The sequence below is a fragment of the Phocaeicola plebeius DSM 17135 genome, from assembly GCF_000187895.1.
GTDB lineage: Bacteria > Bacteroidota > Bacteroidia > Bacteroidales > Bacteroidaceae > Phocaeicola > Phocaeicola plebeius.
Genome location: NZ_DS990119.1, coordinates 217656 through 233640 on the forward strand (window position 1 = coordinate 217656; position 15985 = coordinate 233640).

Genomic DNA, 15985 nt, shown 5'->3' on the forward strand with positions numbered 1-15985 from the left:
CCTTTCGGCTTTGCCGGGGCCGATGACCTTTCTCTCTTCCCTTTTCTGTCACCTACATTTTTATTTATGAAGAGAATCTTGTTATTCCCGCTTCTGCTTTTTGCCGGCATGACCCTGTTTGCCTGCAATCCTTCGGACGATGCCCCGTCTGCACCTGAAACGAACACCCCCGAACAGTCGGGGAATGCCGGAGACAGTGAAACCAATGAACATCCTGAAAACGATGAAAATGAAGATACTCCTATGGAAAATAATACACTTAAACTGACCGTGAACGGTCGCTCTTTTACAGCTACATTAGTAAAGAATTCATCTACAGAGACGCTGATGAAACAATTGGCGCAAGGAAGTGTAGACATTCGCATGAATGATTACGGAGATATGGAAAAGGTGGGCTCTTTAGGCTTTTCCTTGCCAAGAAATGACCGGCAGACAACCACATCTCCCGGCGACCTGATTCTGTATCAGGGCAATTCGTTTGTTATTTATTACGATACGAATTCATGGAACTTTACCCGCTTGGGAAAGGTGGATGGCGTGTCCAGCCGCAATGAGATGCTGGATTTGCTGGGTGGCAAAGGAGAAGTTACCGTAACCCTCTCGTTAGCAGAATAAAAAACTTGATAAAAAGAATTAGAATAAGGTTTTGCTCAGGGGCAATTATATTGGCTCTGAGCAATTTGTTTTTTATAGGATTTTTTACTTTTGCATCCTTTTACGTGCATACATTTAATTAACGACTTGAATGAAAAAACGAACGATACCTGTTTTACTGCTCGGCCTGGCCTGCCATGCAGGAATGGCCCAGAAACCACAACGAGATACACTTTCATTGACAAACAAGATTCACCAGATAGATGAGGTGGTAGTGACCGGCGCACGCCATGAGACGGATGTACGACATCTTTCACAAACTGTGTCGGTAGTGGGACGCGCCCAGATAGAAAGTGCCTTGCAACCGTCTTTGCTGCCCGTGCTTACTGAACAGGTGCCCGGACTCTTTGTCACTTCGCGAGGCATCATGGGCTACGGCGTATCTACCGGAGCGGCGGGTGGCATTTCTCTGCGCGGACTGAGTGGAGGTACGGCCCGGTTGATGGTCATGATTGACGGTCATCCGCAATATGCAGGGATTTTCGGTCATCCGATAGCCGATGCCTACCAGTCGTTTCTGGCCGAGCGCGTAGAGGTATTGAGAGGACCAGCCTCGGTACTTTACGGTTCGAATGCCATGGGAGGCGTGATCAATATTGTGACACGGAAGATGCAGGAAGACGGAGTAGATACACACCTTCATGCGGGTTATGGTTCGTATAACACACTGGAAACGGAACTGACCAACCGTGTCCGCAAGGGACGATTCTCGAGCGTGGTATCGGGCTCCTACAATCGTACCGACGGGCATCGGACCGATATGGGATTTGAACAGTACGGTGGATATGCCAAGCTGGGATATGAAGTGGTTGAACACTGGAACCTGCATGGAGATGTAGACGTGACACATTTCAATGCCTCCTATCCCGGTCCGATAACTGCTCCGTTACTCGACGGCGACCAGCGCATTACGCGTGGAGTCACTTCTTTTGCTATGGAGAACCGCTACAAAAAGACTTCCGGCGCATGGAGTTTTTTCTATAACTGGGGGAACCACTGGATTAACGACGGATACACTCCTTCTGCCGGAGAGGGTCCGCAAGATGCCCGCTTCAACTCCCGCGACCACATGATGGGTGTTTCGCTCTATCAAAGTACCCGATTCTTCGAGGGAAACCGCATTACCTTTGGTTTCGACTGGTTCCGCTACGGAGGACATGCGTGGAATGAGTATGTGAGTGGAGAAAATGCGGGTACGTCTGCCGACTTGGTGGATAAGCAGGAAGATGAACTGGCTGGATACGTGGACTTGCGTCAGGACATCCGTTCGTGGCTGACGTTCAATGCCGGACTCCGGGTAGACCATCATTCGCGTGTGGGAACGGAATGGGTGCCGCAGGTCGGTCTGGCTTTTCATCTGCCACAAGCTATGGAACTGAAGGCATCGGCTTCAAAAGGCTTCCGCTACCCTATCCTTCGGGAAATGTACATGTTCCCGCCACAAAACCCTGACCTGCAACCGGAATCTATGTGGAACTATGAGCTGGCCTTCTCACAGCGATTGATGCACGGCAGACTACAGTATGGTGTCAATCTGTTCTTCATTGACGGAAAGAACCTTATCCAGACGTTGCCGAATCCTCACGGAAGCGGTATGCTGAACCAGAACTCCGGAGAGATAGAAAATGCGGGTGTAGAAGTACAGGCTGCCTACCGTATCGACTGCCACTGGTCGGTAGACGGAAATTACAGCTATCTTCACATGAAGAATCCGGTCATCGCCGCTCCGGAACATAAACTTTATGTCGGAACCAGTTTCTCGCAAGGGCGGTGGAACGTATCTACGGGTCTGCAATACATTGCCGGACTTTATACGCAGACGGACCCCGTGGTGACCGAAGATTTCGTGCTTTGGAACCTGCGTGCCACCTTCCGTGTGAACCGCTGGCTGGACATCTGGGCACGTGGTGAAAACCTGTTGGCACAGAAATATGAAATCAATGCCGGGTATCCCATGCCGCGTGCCACTGTGATGGCTGGAATCAATCTCAATTTTTAGGATAAGTTTGTGAAATTCATAAGTTCTGCCTATTTTTGCTCTCATTATGAAAAAGACAATCACTTCTCTCCTACTGGTGTGGGCGATAGGCTCATGCGGTACATCTTTCCTTCAGGCACAGACCGCCGTAGAAAAAGGTCTGAAGAGTATCAACCGCCCTTCTGCCGAGGCCATTGTAGGCTTTCTGGCCGATGACGCGCTGCAAGGACGTGAAGCCGGCATGATTGGTTCGCGTGTGGCAGCCCGCTATCTGGTTTCCTGTCTTCAGGAAGCTGGCATCGCTCCTCTGTATGATGGTTCGTATTACCAGCCATTCGAAGCCTGTGCCAAGGAACGGCAGCAGAAAGGCCGCTGGCAGGTACATCCCGATTCCATTGCCCAGTTGAAACAGGGTACGCACCGTTCGCTCCGCATGGCCAATGTGTTGGGCATGATTCCAGGAGAACGGACCAATGAGTACGTGGTGGTAGGCGCGCATTTCGACCACTTGGGAATTGATGAAACACTGGCAGGTGACAAAATCTACAACGGAGCCGATGACAATGCGTCGGGTGTATCGGCCGTGATGCAGATTGCCCGTGCTTTTCAGGCCAGTGGCAAAAAGCCCCTGCGCAACGTCATCATCGCATTTTGGGATGGAGAAGAGAAAGGACTCTTAGGCTCTAAGTATTTCATGCAGCACTGCGATTTTATAAAGGATATCAAAGGTTATTTGAATTTCGATATGATTGGCCGGAACAATCGGCCGGAACAACCTGAGCACGTGGTGTATTTCTATACGGAAGCACATCCGGCACTGGGCCAGTGGCTCAAGGATGACATTGCCCGTTACGGGTTGAAACTGCAACCGGATTACCGCCCGTGGGACCGTCCGGTGGGAGGAAGTGACAATGCTTCGTTTGCCGTACACGACATTCCCATCATTTGGTATCATACTGACGGACATCCGGATTACCACCAGCCTTCTGACCATGCCGACAAGCTGAACTGGGAGAAGGTGGTGGAAATTACCAAGGCTTCTTTCCTCAACGCTTGGAACCTGGCTAACGAGAAATCGTATTAGGCCGTCAACAGATACCGAACAGTTTCATGTCCGCTTCGGGGGTAGTAATGCCTCCGATGCCGAACTGTTCTACCAGTACTTTGGCTACGTTTGGTGAGAGGAAAGCCGGTAAGGTAGGTCCCAGGTGAATATGTTTCACGCCCAGGCTCAACAGGGCCAGCAGGACGATGACCGCCTTCTGTTCGTACCAGGCAATGTTGTACACAATGGGGAGTTCGTTGATGTCGTTCAACTGGAAGACTTCCTTCAGCTTCAGGGCAATGACGGCCAGTGAGTAGCTGTCGTTACATTGTCCGGCATCAAGCACACGGGGAATTCCTTGAATATCGCCTAACGGAAGCTTGTTGTAACGGTACTTCGCGCAACCGGCCGTAAGGATGACCGTATCTTTCGGAAGTGCCTGAGCAAAGTCGGCATAGTAATCGCGGCTCTTCATGCGTCCGTCGCATCCAGCCATGACCACAAATTTGCGAATGGCACCGCTCTTCACGGCTTCTACTACCTTATCAGCTAGTTGCATCACCTGATTATGGGCAAATCCGCCGATAATCTCTCCCTGCTCCAGCTCTACAGGCGGCTGGCATTGTTTGGCCAGTGCGATGACCTCTGAAAAATCCTTGTGTCCCTCGGCATCCGTGGCAATATGCTTGCAGCCGGGATACCCCGTTGAATTAGCCGTAAACATCCGTTCCTTATAAGTCGCATTTTCCAGTGGCGGCACGATACAGTTGGTGGTGAACACAATCGGGCCGTTGAATGCCGTAAACTCTTCGCGCTGCTTCCACCAGGCATTTCCATAATTTCCTACAAAATGCTTGTATTTCTTGAAGGCCGGATAATAGTGCCCCGGGAGCATTTCGCTATGCGTGTATACGTCTACTCCCGTACCTTCAGTCTGGCGCAAAAGCTCCTCCAGGTCGTGCAAGTCGTGTCCGCTGATCAGGATACCTGGATTCTTCCCTACTCCGATGTTTACCTTCGTCAGTTCCGGATGCCCGTAGCGGGTGGTGTTGGCACGGTCCAGCAAAGCCATTACCTGTACTCCGTACTGTCCAGCCTCAAGTACCAAAGCCACGAGTTCGTCTGCTCCCATTGTCTGTGTGGTAATACGCGCCAAAGCCGATTGCATAAAGGCATGAATGGCCTCGTCAGCAAATCCCAGACGCATGGCATGTTCGTGGTAAGCTGCCATTCCCTTCAGTCCGTACATCAGCAGTTCTTTCAACGAGCGAAGGTCCTCGTTCGGTTCTCTCAACACTCCTACGGAAGCTGACTTGGACAGGTATTCTTCCTCTTTACCGTTCCATGTCAGTTCATCCGCTTCCGGTAAGACGATACCTGCTTCCACGGCACGTGCCTTCAGACGATCGCGCAGTTCCAGTCCCTTTCTCACACGAGCCAGGATACTTTCATCGTCAAAATTGGCATTGGTAATTGTAGAGAAAAGTGCGTCGGTGACAAACCCATTCGTACCGGCTTCCACTTCGTGTCCCTTCGTGCGCAAGGCATCGGCAGCCACCGACACGCCGCGTACCACAAAGAGCAACAAATCCATGTAGCGTGCGGTGGTATCTTTCTTTCCGCATACTCCTCGCAACACACATCCAGTGCCTTTAGCCGCTTCCTGACACTGGTAACAAAACATATTTCCTTCCATATTCTTTCTTGGGTTATTATTGATTTTTCATTAAGTTTGCGCAAAGATGAGGAATCCTGCACGGGATTTCTGTCACCTATGTGACACACAACCCAAAGAAAAGTTAAAAGAAATATGCATACCGAAATTTTGAACCGAATGGGCTTGTTTGAAGGCTGTGACCCGGAGGCACTTTATCAATTGCTCCGTGAAGCCCCGAACAGCCTACGCACATATAAGGAAGGAGAATTCATTGCCCGTCAGGGCGACGTGTGCCGTTCCTTATTTATTCTGATAAAGGGACATGTGAGGACACAAATGGAGAATGCCGAGGGCAAGCAGCTCACCATAGACTGGATTAAGGCACCTGACATTCTGGCACCGGCTTTTATCTATGCCTCGGAGAATCGTTTTCCGGTGAATGTGGAAGCTACAGAACTTTGTGAGGTACTTGTAATGGACCGGACACGTTTTGAGGAGTTTATGCATGCCCAGCCGGCTGTAATGCGGAATTTCATAGCCACGATATCCGACCGGAGTTTGTTCCTGAGCCGAAAACTCAACGAGTTTGCCTTGCAAAGCTTGAAATCACGCCTGCTGAACTACCTGAAAATGCACGGTGGCATCCACAACCAGCAGGAAGTAGCCTTTATCTTAGGAGTGGCACGTCCGTCACTGGCCCGTGCCTTGTCAGAACTGATTGCCGAAGGAAAAGTCACCATGTCCGGCAAACAGGTGATTCTTCATTCTGCCGACTGACATTTATTTGAGTGAGCCGTTTTCTTCTATTTCTATCGGAAGCATATCGTACTGGATGTTGTTCATGCTTCCCCACAAGCTATAGCGAGCCTCCGGATTCATGGCTTCCAGGCGTGCCAGCACCTCTTTCATATCCGAACGGTGAGAATCTTTCTCGTACGGGCAGTTCTTCACCTGCTTGCGGAAACCACGGAGAGCGGCCATCTCTTTCAGGTCGGCCTCGTGTACCAGACACATGGGGCGGATAATGGTCATGTCGAACTTACGCATCACCAGGCGCGGCGGCATGGTGCTGAATGCTCCCTGAAAGGTCATGTTCATCAGCAGGGTTTCCAGTATGTCGTCCATGTGATGTCCCAAAGCGATTTTGTTGCATCCCTGCTCTTTGGCCACGGTGAAAAGGGCCTTGCGGCGATTCCATGAGCAGAGAAAGCACGGCGACTTTCGCGTATCGGTCGACGGATCGAACTCCGTTTCATAACACACGTAGGGCACTCCCAAACTTTCGGCATATTCGCGCAAGTAAGTCTGGTCGGATTCATAAGCAATGTTCTTCATCACCACGTGCGCCGCCACCACCGAAAACTTCGGCTTGTAGATGCGCGAACGTCGGGCCAGCAACTCCAGCAAGGCCAGCGAATCCTTTCCTCCCGAAAGCCCCACCAGAATGCGGTCGCCCTCTTCTATCAGCTTGTAATTCATCACTCCTTTCATAAACCGCTGGTTGATGCGGCGCATCAGGCGGTCTTCTTCCGTCATTTTTCCCATATCGTATGTTGTTAAAACGGCGACGAATTTACGAAAAAACGCCCGAACCACAGGTTCTCGTTACAGATTTTTATCAAGTCAGCCGGAGCGTACGCTTTGACAATAGCGCATTATTTACTACATTCGCAAAAATAAACACACAAAAGTTCTGCCTGAATGAAAAATAGCAGAACAGAAAATGGCATAATTCCAAGAATATTCCTACATTTGAGAAACTTTTAGACACAGAAACGATGAAAAAAAGATATTTGCTTCCCCTGCTGGCTCTTTGTTGCGCAGGAGGAACTTCTGCCCAAAGCTTAAGCCAGGCACAGAAATGGTTCAACAATAAAGAATTCGATAAGGCCAAACCCGTGTTCAAGCGTCTGGTGAAACAGTCTCCTTCGAATGCCAATTACAATTTCTGGTACGGCGCCTGCTGTTACGAGACAGGCGAACTGCAGGAATCACTTCCTTATCTGGAAAAGAGTGCCGAACGCAAGGTAATCAACGGTTATCTTTATCTGAGCAAGGCGTATGCCGACCTCTACCGTTTTGACGAAGCCATTGAGAATCTGGATGAACATATCTATTGGCTGGAAAGAAAAAATCGTGACGCTTCTGAAGTGGAAGGCTTGATGAATCGCTACCGCATGGGAGCTCGTATGATAAGAGGCGTAGAGAATGTGGCCGTAATTGATAGTTTTGTAGTCGATAAAGCGAATTTTCTTGAAGCTTATAAAATCCACGAAGAATCTGGAAAAATCGGTTTGACAGGAGAAAGCGACTGCACGGAATTTACGAACGGGATGAAGGACAAGAAGATACTTTCCCACCGTTTGCCGGGAACCAACCAGAAGGTGCTGTACTCCAGCGCTACATTAGGCGGAGACTGGAGTGTGCCGGAGAAAGTCAAAGGACTGGAAGAGGTGGGTACCGACCTGAACTATCCGTTCATGAACTCCGATGGCATTACCTTGTATTTTGCAGCCAAGGGCGAAGCCAGTTTAGGCGGATACGATATTTTCATTACCCGCTATGACGCAGAGGATGGAAGCTACCTGAAGCCCGACAACATGGGATTACCGTTCAACTCTCCTTTCAATGATTACATGTATGCCATCGACGACTTCAACGACTTGGGCTGGTTTGCTTCCGACCGCTATCAGCCGGAAGGAAAAGTCTGTGTGTATGTGTTTGCCCCCAACAATTCCAAGCGGGTGTACGACTATGACACCACCGATCCTGCGCTGCTGACCAACGTTGCCATGCTGAATGGTATCCGTCACACCTGGAACGATGCCGACAAGGTACGCATCGCCAAACAGCAACTGGCACAAGTGATGTACGGAGGCAATGAAACCCAGAAGAAAGGTGACTTCCGTTTCGTGGTGGACGATAATGCTATTTATTACACACTTAGTGATTTCCGATCGGCTGATGCACGAAAGAAATATCAGTTGCTCCAGCAGAAGGAAAAGGATTTGGATACGATGATTGATGCACTTGACAGAGTACGGGCCAAGTACGCTTCTGGTAATCAGAGTACAAAAGGTCAGCTGACTCCCGGTATACTAGATCAGGAAAAACGGGTAAAGGAATTGCGCGAGGAGATAGCTCGTCTGACCCTCGACATCCGGAACACGGAAATCCGCAAACTCAAAAATCCTTAATATTCACATAACCATGGAAACACTGATTATCATTGCACTCATCGTAGGCGGATTGATACTTTTTGCCATAGAGGTCTTCCTGATTCCCGGCATCAGCATAGCGGGAATCGGGTCGGCGGTATGCATCCTGTATGCCATCTATTCCGCCTTTACATCACTCGGTTCGGAGGCAGGATTCATTACCTTAGGAGTTTCCCTGTTGGGCATCATCGGCGTCACGTGGTGGTTCATGCGCTCAAAGACCGTAGACCGCCTGTCGCTGAAGAAAACGCTCGACTACCGTCCCTCACCTTTTGAAGGAATGGACCTGAAACCCGGTGACAAAGGCATGAGCGTCACCCGCCTGACCCTGATAGGTAATGCCGACTTCAACGGACACATCATCGAGGTGCAATCGGCCGACGGATTCATCGACGAAAAAACACCGGTAGAAATTGTCCGTATCAACGAAACTACTGTTTACGTGAAGCAGGCCTAATCTCCTCTCCCTTTTTGTATTCACTTTTAAATCTAAGTTATATGATTAATCCCGCTTATCTTCCGTTTATACTGGCCGGAGGTGCCATTATCTTCCTGGTCATATTCTTTCACTATGTACCTTTCTTTCTTTGGCTTTCGGCCAAGGTGTCAGGAGTAAAGATTTCGCTTATCCAGCTGTTCCTGATGCGTATCCGTAACGTACCGCCTTACGTCATTGTGCCTGCCATGATTGAAGCCCACAAGGCCGGACTGAGCACCATTACGCGCGACGAGCTGGAAGCTCACTACATGGCCGGCGGACACGTGGAAAAGGTAGTACATGCGCTGGTATCGGCATCAAAAGCCAATATCGACCTGTCTTTCCAGATGGCCACCGGAATCGACCTAGCCGGACGTGACGTGTTCGAAGCCGTACAGATGTCAGTCAACCCGAAAGTCATTGACACACCTCCTGTAACCGCTGTAGCCAAAGACGGTATCCAGTTGATAGCCAAAGCTCGTGTAACCGTACGCGCCAACATCCGCCAATTGGTAGGTGGTGCCGGTGAAGACACCGTACTGGCTCGTGTAGGCGAAGGTATCGTCTCCTCCATCGGTTCTTCCGAAAACCACAAATCGGTACTCGAAAACCCCGACTCCATCTCCAAACTTGTGTTGCGTAAGGGACTGGATGCCGGTACTGCCTTCGAAATCCTTTCCATTGATATTGCCGACATCGATATAGGTCGTAACATCGGAGCTTCCTTACAGATAGACCAGGCCAACGCCGACAAGAACATCGCTCAGGCAAAGGCTGAGGAACGTCGTGCTATGGCTGTTGCCCTGGAGCAGGAAATGAAAGCCAAAGCCGAAGAAGCCCGTGCTAACGTAATTCAAGCCGAAGCAGAAGTGCCTAAAGCCATGGCAGAAGCCTTCCGCAGCGGCAACCTCGGTATCATGGACTACTACCGGATGAAGAACATTCAGGCCGACACCGACATGCGAAGCAGCATTGCCCGCCCTGATTCACACCCGGCCGGACATGAACCCATCGGCAAATAAAAAGACAGAAACAAAACACTTAACTTGCTAACTAAAAACAAATGCGTATGAAAAAGTATTTTCCTCCTTCAGAACTGATCATCAATGAAGATGGTTCGGTGTTCCACCTCCACGTGAAACCGGAACACCTGGCAGATAAAGTCATCCTGGTAGGCGACCCCGGACGTGTAGCTCTCGTAGCCTCACATTTCGACACCAAAGAATGCGAAGTGGAAAGCCGTGAGTTCCGTACCGTGACCGGTACTTATCAGGGCAAACGCATCACGGTAACCTCTACCGGTATCGGATGCGACAACGTAGACATCGTAATGAATGAACTCGACGCACTGGCCAACATCAATTTCCAGACCCGTGAAGAAAACGATACCTTCCGTCAGTTGGAAATTGTGCGTATCGGTACCTGCGGCGGTTTGCAACCTTATACGCCTGTAGGCACCTACATCTGTTCCGCTATCTCCGTAGGATTCGACGGCCTCCTGAACTTCTACGAAGGACGTAACGCGGTGTGCGACCTGCCCATGGAACGTGCTCTGCTTAACCATTTAGGTTGGACGGGCAATCTCTGTGCACCGGCTCCCTATGTGATTCATGCCAACGAAGAACTGGTAGACCGTATCGCCGGTACAGACATGGTACGTGGTGTGACAGTAGCCTGTGGCGGTTTCTTCGGTCCGCAAGGACGCCAGCTCCGTATTCCACTGGCCGACCCGCACCAGAACGAGAAAATCGAGAGCTTCGAGTATCAGGGACACCGCATCACCAACTTCGAGATGGAAAGCTCTGCACTGGCCGGACTGGCACGTCTGCAAGGCCATAAAGCTACCACCGTGTGCATGGTCATTGCGAACCGAGTAGCCAAGGAAGCCAACACCGGATACAAGAACAAAATTGACGACCTGATTAAAGTCGTACTTGAAAGAATCTAACAAACTTATTATGAATCAGTAGGTTCTCTTCTTCGGGAGAGAACCTGTTTTTATGTATGAAAACTCACTCATATGGAAGCAAGTTTTAAATCCACTCTCACCGACAAGCGTCAGCGATACGCTCAGTTCCTCGAACAGTTCGCCCCTCTGATTGAAGGCGAGAAAAACGAAATCAGCGTACTGGCCAACACCAGTGCCGCCCTGAAAGAAGCCTTCGGATTCTTTTGGGTAGGCTTCTACCTCGTACACGAAGGCGAGCTCCATCTTGGTCCGTTTCAGGGTAACGTGGCCTGCTACCGCATCAAGAAAGGACGCGGTGTATGCGGCACCGCTTGGGCTGAAGCCCGTACCCAACTCGTGCCCGACGTAGATAAGTTCCCTGGCCACATTGCCTGCAGTTCCCTCTCCCGTTCCGAAATCGTCGTGCCGATGATAGCCGCAGGAGAAGTGCGGGGCGTGCTCGACATCGACAGCGACCAGCTGGCTACATTCGATGAAACCGACCGTGAATACCTCGAAAAAGTAGTCGACCTGCTGGTGAAAACCCTTTACCAACCTGCATAAATCTGCCGACTCCACTTCCGGATGTAACCCGAAAACCGTATCTTTGCAAGGATTTTAAAAAGACATACACACGTGAACATATTACAAACTGAAGATACCATCTGTGCCATTGCCACCGCTCAGGGTGGAGCCATCGGCACTATCCGCGTGTCGGGCCCGGAAGCCATCACCCTCACCGACCGCATCTTTAAGCCCGTTTCCGGCAAACCATTAGCTGAACGCGCACCTTATACCCTCACCTTCGGCCATATCCTCACTCCCGAAGGAGAAATCATCGACGAAGTGCTGGTCAGCCTTTTCCGTGCCCCCCACTCTTACACCGGACAGGATTCCACAGAAATCTCCTGCCACGGCTCGAGCTACATCCTCCAGCAAGTGATGCAGCTCCTTATCCGCCAAGGATGCCGTGCCGCCGGACCGGGTGAATATACCCAGCGTGCCTTCTTGAATGGCAAGATGGACCTGAGCCAGGCCGAAGCCGTGGCCGACCTCATCGCATCCACCTCTGCCGCTACCCACCGCATGGCCATGAACCAGATGCGCGGCGGATTCAGCCGTGAACTGGCTGTCCTGCGCGACAAGCTGCTCCACCTCACCTCCCTCATGGAACTGGAACTCGACTTCAGCGACCACGAGGAACTGGAGTTTGCCGACCGTTCGGAACTGGAAGACATCGCCCGTCAGATTGAGCAAGTCATCCATCATTTGGTAGATACGTTCAGCGTGGGCAATGCCCTGAAAAACGGAGTGCCCGTGGCTATCGTCGGCGAAACAAATGCCGGTAAGTCCACCCTGCTGAATGCCCTCCTGAACGAAGAACGTGCCATCGTGAGTGACATCCACGGTACCACTCGCGATGTTATTGAAGATACCATGAACTTGGGAGGTATCACCTTCCGCTTTATCGATACCGCCGGTATCCGCGAAACGACTGACACCATCGAAAGTTTAGGCATCGAACGGAGTTTCCAGAAGCTGGATCAGGCCGACATCGTGCTTTGGGTTATTGATGCCACTTGTGCCGAAGAGCAATACCGTCAGTTGGCCGACAAGATTTTGCCTCGCTGCAAGAACAAGCACTTGGTGATTGTCTTCAACAAGGCAGATTTGCTTTCATCGGCTGATTCTTCAGCAGATAAACAACTCGCTCGCCTGAAAGCGGCTCTCCCCGACTTGCCGGAGGATGCTTGTGTGCTTTCCCTTTCGGCCAAGCAGAAAGAGGGACTTTCTCAGCTTCAGAAGCAGTTGGTGGACTTTGCCGCCCTGCCTGACCTCTCACAGAACGATGTGGTGGTGAGCAACATCCGCCACTACGAAGCACTAAGCCGTGCGCTGGAAGCTATCCACCGCGTACAAGACGGACTAGCCATGCAGCTCTCCGGTGACCTGGTTTCACAAGACCTTCGCGAATGTCTTTATCACTTGGGAGAAATCGTGGGCGGAACAATTGAGACGGATGAGGTGCTGGGGAATATTTTTAAGCACTTTTGCATCGGTAAATAAAGTACTCTAAACAACTCAAAACATCTTCAAATAACTTATAATAAGTCCCTCATTTTGAGGGACTTTTATTTTTTAACACTTCCGAGTAGCTTTTTGTCGTTTCAAATTATTGCGACTATTTTTGTACCGTATTTGAACCGCGATGGAATTTAAAAGCGGTGCGATTACGACTAAATGACATTGAAGTCACTTCCTTGGGACACCCTGGGAAAATGTCCAAATGACATTGAGAGCACAAGCTGGGACACCCTGGGACGTGGTGGGACACCTTGGGACACTTTTGGGTGACTTCGTTGGCGAAATTATCACAAATATCAGAAACGGCAATGGAGATACAGAAACGATGTAAGTACTGCGGAAAGCTCTTTATTGCACATACATTGGCTACTCAGTATTGCTCACGTCAGTGTAATGGCAAAGACTACAAAAGAAAGATGCGAGAGAAGGAAATTTCAGACTATCTTGAATCAAATCCTCAGGATGTGCCTGCTGAGGTTTCCTCCCAGAAATCTGTTCTCGAACAAAAGAGATTCCTTACTCCGAGAGAGGCTGCCGCTTATCTGGGCATCGGAAAATCTTCGGTCTACAGAGAACTTGCCAGTGGGCTTATAAAAGCCGTTCAGATGAAAGGAAAGACTCTTATCAGACGGAAAGATATTGACGGTTTGTTCGATCGGGCAAAAGAATATCAGACACGAACAGGCAAGATTCATAAGAAACGGGAATATTACACAGTCAGCCAGATTGTAAATAAATTCCATACTACCCGTCGTGCTGTATGGAATCGTTGTGAGAAGTATGGCATTAAAAAAGTGTATCAAGGGCGAAACACCTTCTATGACAAAGCTCTTGTGGATATACACTTTGCGGAACTGATTGCTGAAGTGGATATGAATGACTATTACACAATAGATCAAATCATGGAAAAGTTCAGTATGAGCCATGCTGCTGTGCTTTCTTTCGTTCAAAGAAATGATATTCCTCGTATCACACAAGGACGTAAGGTTTACTACTCACGTGCGCATATTGATACCTTCAAAGGTGAAAGAGAGAATGTTGATCCGCTTTATTACACCTATAAGGATATACACGAAAAATACAAATTAAGTAAGGACCAAATCAATTATTATGTCCACAACTATAATATCCCAAACCATAAGCAAGGCCGATTGACAATCGTTGAACGAAATAGCTTTGACAGGATTATACGATTGGAATGCGCGTTCATCAACAAGTACTGTACTTTCAGGAATTTGTATTGATTTTAGACTAACGCATTCTTCAAATGAACGGATTCCGATTTTTTCTAATTTAGAAGGAAGATTAACATTTCGTAACATTACACATTTATAAAATGTCCGATAAGGTATTTCCTTAAGGTTATTTGGAAGATATACCTTTTCTATATTGAGCATAGAAAACAGTTCTGGCTCCAAAACTAAATCATTTTTACCACCATCATCAAAACAAATAGATCTCAAACCTTCACATCCATTAAAAGCTCCTTTCTCAATACTTTTGAGATTCGATCTAAAGATCATGCTTTTAATATTCTTGCATCCTGCAAATGCCATCGTTTCAACAAATTCCAGACTACAAGGTAATGAAATAGAGGCTATGCCAGAATTAGCAAAAGCATTTGCACAAATCCTAACAATACCTTCAGGTATTGTAACATCAGTTGATGTTTTTCCTGCACTATAAGACACAACGGCTTTATTAATCGTATCAATTAAGAGACCATTCTCAAAACAAAAACTGGAACTTTCATTTACTATAGAATCAAGATTTAATCCCCCAAAAGGATTTCCAGATAACTTAGTACATGTAGATGGTATTATAACTCTATTAAGAGATGTACAACCATAAAAAGAGCAACGTCCAATATATTCGATAGTAGGCGAATATATTAACTTCTGAAGACTAGAGCAACCAAAGAAGAAAAAATCCGAGATTCTTACATATGTATATGGCATTTGACAGCTTTCTAAATTTTTACATCCAGAAAAAACCCCTTTTCCTAGAGTATTTATAGAAGGAGGAAATTTTACAGCTTTTATTGAAAGACAATCTTTGAATGCATAATCATCCACAACTTCTAATAGTAATGACAGCTCAGGATCTGATAGTTTCATCTTTGAACATCCTGAGAATGCATACCGTCCAATTGACACTATTTGTTTCGATAAGTTAATTTCTTCTAATTGCCTACAGTTACAAAATGCATAACTTTCTATAGATGACAGCTGATCTGGAATCCTCAATTCTTTTAAATTAATGCAGTCACAAAATGCTCTACTTCCTACACATTTTAGCTTATCAGGAAGTAAGCAAGACTCTTTTACCTCTGGAACCTTGATTAATTTTTCTTCATTTTTGCTGTATATACAGCCATCTACTGAGGTGTAATTGGGGTTATCTGGGTCAACATAAAATGCGTTTATCCCTCGACAATCTGCAAATGCCAAATCAGATATATAATTCACAGATATGGGCAAAACAATATTCATAAGTCCGTCACAATGCCAAAAAGCATATTCATGAATATCAGTAACGCTATTAGGAATATGTACAGAAATAAGATTCGTGCAAAACGCAAATGTATTTTTATTTATATATTTAATAGCGTTTGGTAACACGACAGATGTTAGACCTTTACATCCATAAAATGCATCTTCTCCGATAGTTGCGATTTGGGGTGGCATTTGAATATTGATGAGTCTATGACACGATTGGTATTTACAACTAATTATTCCTCAATATTTTATAAGCAATAAGTCAGGAATATGGTCGTTGTCTTTAATTGTACATTCTAAAGGATGAAGATTTAACATTTTTATTATTTCTTAGCTTATTTGACTTATTATCACCTGTTCGTACAGTCAGAGTACTTCTTCCGAAAGTTGTTCGGGCTCCTCGTCCGTCACCTTATGTTGGTTG

Annotated in this window: 13 protein-coding genes and 1 pseudogene; 11 read left to right on the forward strand and 3 right to left on the reverse strand. The window is 48.0% G+C overall.

Annotated features, from left to right (window positions below; all coding sequences use genetic code 11):
* Positions 1 to 66 precede the first annotated feature (66 nt).
* From BACPLE_RS02190 to BACPLE_RS02200, 3 genes are all read left to right on the forward strand, one after another.
* Positions 67 to 615: a cyclophilin-like fold protein gene (locus BACPLE_RS02190; protein ID WP_007558507.1), complete on the forward strand. Its 549-nt coding sequence runs from the start codon at positions 67 to 69 to the stop codon at positions 613 to 615.
* 130 nt (positions 616 to 745) lie between these two features.
* Entirely contained in the window at positions 746 to 2653 is a 1908-nt protein-coding gene (locus BACPLE_RS02195; protein ID WP_007558509.1) for a TonB-dependent receptor, read from the forward strand.
* 46 nt (positions 2654 to 2699) lie between these two features.
* Positions 2700 to 3716, forward strand: a complete 1017-nt coding sequence (locus BACPLE_RS02200; protein WP_007558511.1) for a M28 family metallopeptidase — start codon at positions 2700 to 2702, stop codon at positions 3714 to 3716.
* A 4-nt stretch (positions 3717 to 3720) separates the two neighbouring features.
* Here the strand turns inward: BACPLE_RS02200 and hcp are convergent, their stop codons facing one another.
* Positions 3721 to 5373, reverse strand: a complete 1653-nt coding sequence (gene hcp / locus BACPLE_RS02205; protein WP_007558512.1) for a hydroxylamine reductase — start codon at positions 5371 to 5373, stop codon at positions 3721 to 3723.
* A 114-nt stretch (positions 5374 to 5487) separates the two neighbouring features.
* Between hcp and BACPLE_RS02210 the strand changes: the two genes are divergently transcribed.
* A complete protein-coding gene (locus BACPLE_RS02210) occupies positions 5488 to 6111 on the forward strand; it encodes a Crp/Fnr family transcriptional regulator (RefSeq protein ID WP_007558514.1) in 624 nt (207 codons plus the stop codon).
* Positions 6112 to 6114: 3 nt separating this feature from the next.
* Here BACPLE_RS02210 and BACPLE_RS02215 read toward each other — a convergent pair whose 3' ends face one another.
* A complete protein-coding gene (locus tag BACPLE_RS02215; protein WP_007558515.1) occupies positions 6115 to 6879 on the reverse strand; it encodes an ATP-binding protein in 765 nt (254 codons plus the stop codon).
* A gap of 233 nt (positions 6880 to 7112) precedes the next feature.
* Between BACPLE_RS02215 and BACPLE_RS02220 the strand changes: the two genes are divergently transcribed.
* The 7 genes from BACPLE_RS02220 to BACPLE_RS19795 all read left to right on the forward strand — a co-directional run bounded on the left by BACPLE_RS02220 (position 7113) and on the right by BACPLE_RS19795 (position 14307).
* Positions 7113 to 8531, forward strand: coding sequence for a CDC27 family protein (locus tag BACPLE_RS02220; RefSeq protein WP_007558518.1), 1419 nt, complete (start codon positions 7113 to 7115; stop codon positions 8529 to 8531).
* 13 nt (positions 8532 to 8544) lie between these two features.
* Positions 8545 to 9009 carry an NfeD family protein gene (locus BACPLE_RS02225; protein WP_007558520.1) on the forward strand — a complete coding sequence of 155 codons (465 nt, stop codon included), beginning with the start codon at positions 8545 to 8547 and terminating at the stop codon, positions 9007 to 9009.
* Positions 9010 to 9050: 41 nt separating this feature from the next.
* Entirely contained in the window at positions 9051 to 10052 is a 1002-nt protein-coding gene (gene floA, locus BACPLE_RS02230; protein WP_007558521.1) for a flotillin-like protein FloA, read from the forward strand.
* 47 nt (positions 10053 to 10099) lie between these two features.
* The gene (locus BACPLE_RS02235; RefSeq protein ID WP_007558523.1) at positions 10100 to 10978 is read left to right on the forward strand and encodes a nucleoside phosphorylase; all 879 of its coding nucleotides are present in this window, start codon (positions 10100 to 10102) and stop codon (positions 10976 to 10978) included.
* Positions 10979 to 11050: 72 nt separating this feature from the next.
* The gene (locus BACPLE_RS02240; RefSeq protein WP_007558525.1) at positions 11051 to 11542 is read left to right on the forward strand and encodes a GAF domain-containing protein; all 492 of its coding nucleotides are present in this window, start codon (positions 11051 to 11053) and stop codon (positions 11540 to 11542) included.
* 72 nt (positions 11543 to 11614) lie between these two features.
* Positions 11615 to 13045, forward strand: coding sequence for a tRNA uridine-5-carboxymethylaminomethyl(34) synthesis GTPase MnmE (gene mnmE, locus BACPLE_RS02245; RefSeq protein ID WP_081458089.1), 1431 nt, complete (start codon positions 11615 to 11617; stop codon positions 13043 to 13045).
* A 434-nt stretch (positions 13046 to 13479) separates the two neighbouring features.
* The gene (locus tag BACPLE_RS19795; protein ID WP_262501079.1) at positions 13480 to 14307 is read left to right on the forward strand and encodes a helix-turn-helix domain-containing protein; all 828 of its coding nucleotides are present in this window, start codon (positions 13480 to 13482) and stop codon (positions 14305 to 14307) included.
* Here BACPLE_RS19795 and BACPLE_RS18700 read toward each other — a convergent pair.
* Positions 14284 to 15798 (reverse strand): annotated as a pseudogene (locus tag BACPLE_RS18700) (leucine-rich repeat domain-containing protein); the annotation flags it as partial. The gene BACPLE_RS19795 and the pseudogene BACPLE_RS18700 sit on opposite strands and share 24 nt — an antisense overlap.
* Positions 15799 to 15985 lie beyond the last annotated feature (187 nt).

What these genes read in the sequence shown, in the direction of transcription:
- hcp (WP_007558512.1), bottom strand. Translation starts at nt 5,373, where the DNA reads ATGGAAGGAAATATGTTTTGTTACCAGTGTCAGGAAGCGGCTAAAGGC.
- BACPLE_RS02200 (WP_007558511.1), top strand. Translation starts at nt 2,700, where the DNA reads ATGAAAAAGACAATCACTTCTCTCCTACTGGTGTGGGCGATAGGCTCA.
- BACPLE_RS02240 (WP_007558525.1), top strand. Translation starts at nt 11,051, where the DNA reads ATGGAAGCAAGTTTTAAATCCACTCTCACCGACAAGCGTCAGCGATAC.
- BACPLE_RS19795 (WP_262501079.1), top strand. Translation starts at nt 13,480, where the DNA reads ATGCGAGAGAAGGAAATTTCAGACTATCTTGAATCAAATCCTCAGGAT.
- BACPLE_RS02210 (WP_007558514.1), top strand. Translation starts at nt 5,488, where the DNA reads ATGCATACCGAAATTTTGAACCGAATGGGCTTGTTTGAAGGCTGTGAC.
- BACPLE_RS02195 (WP_007558509.1), top strand. Translation starts at nt 746, where the DNA reads ATGAAAAAACGAACGATACCTGTTTTACTGCTCGGCCTGGCCTGCCAT.
- BACPLE_RS02235 (WP_007558523.1), top strand. Translation starts at nt 10,100, where the DNA reads ATGAAAAAGTATTTTCCTCCTTCAGAACTGATCATCAATGAAGATGGT.
- floA (WP_007558521.1), top strand. Translation starts at nt 9,051, where the DNA reads ATGATTAATCCCGCTTATCTTCCGTTTATACTGGCCGGAGGTGCCATT.
- BACPLE_RS02225 (WP_007558520.1), top strand. Translation starts at nt 8,545, where the DNA reads ATGGAAACACTGATTATCATTGCACTCATCGTAGGCGGATTGATACTT.
- BACPLE_RS02190 (WP_007558507.1), top strand. Translation starts at nt 67, where the DNA reads ATGAAGAGAATCTTGTTATTCCCGCTTCTGCTTTTTGCCGGCATGACC.
- BACPLE_RS02215 (WP_007558515.1), bottom strand. Translation starts at nt 6,879, where the DNA reads ATGGGAAAAATGACGGAAGAAGACCGCCTGATGCGCCGCATCAACCAG.
- BACPLE_RS02220 (WP_007558518.1), top strand. Translation starts at nt 7,113, where the DNA reads ATGAAAAAAAGATATTTGCTTCCCCTGCTGGCTCTTTGTTGCGCAGGA.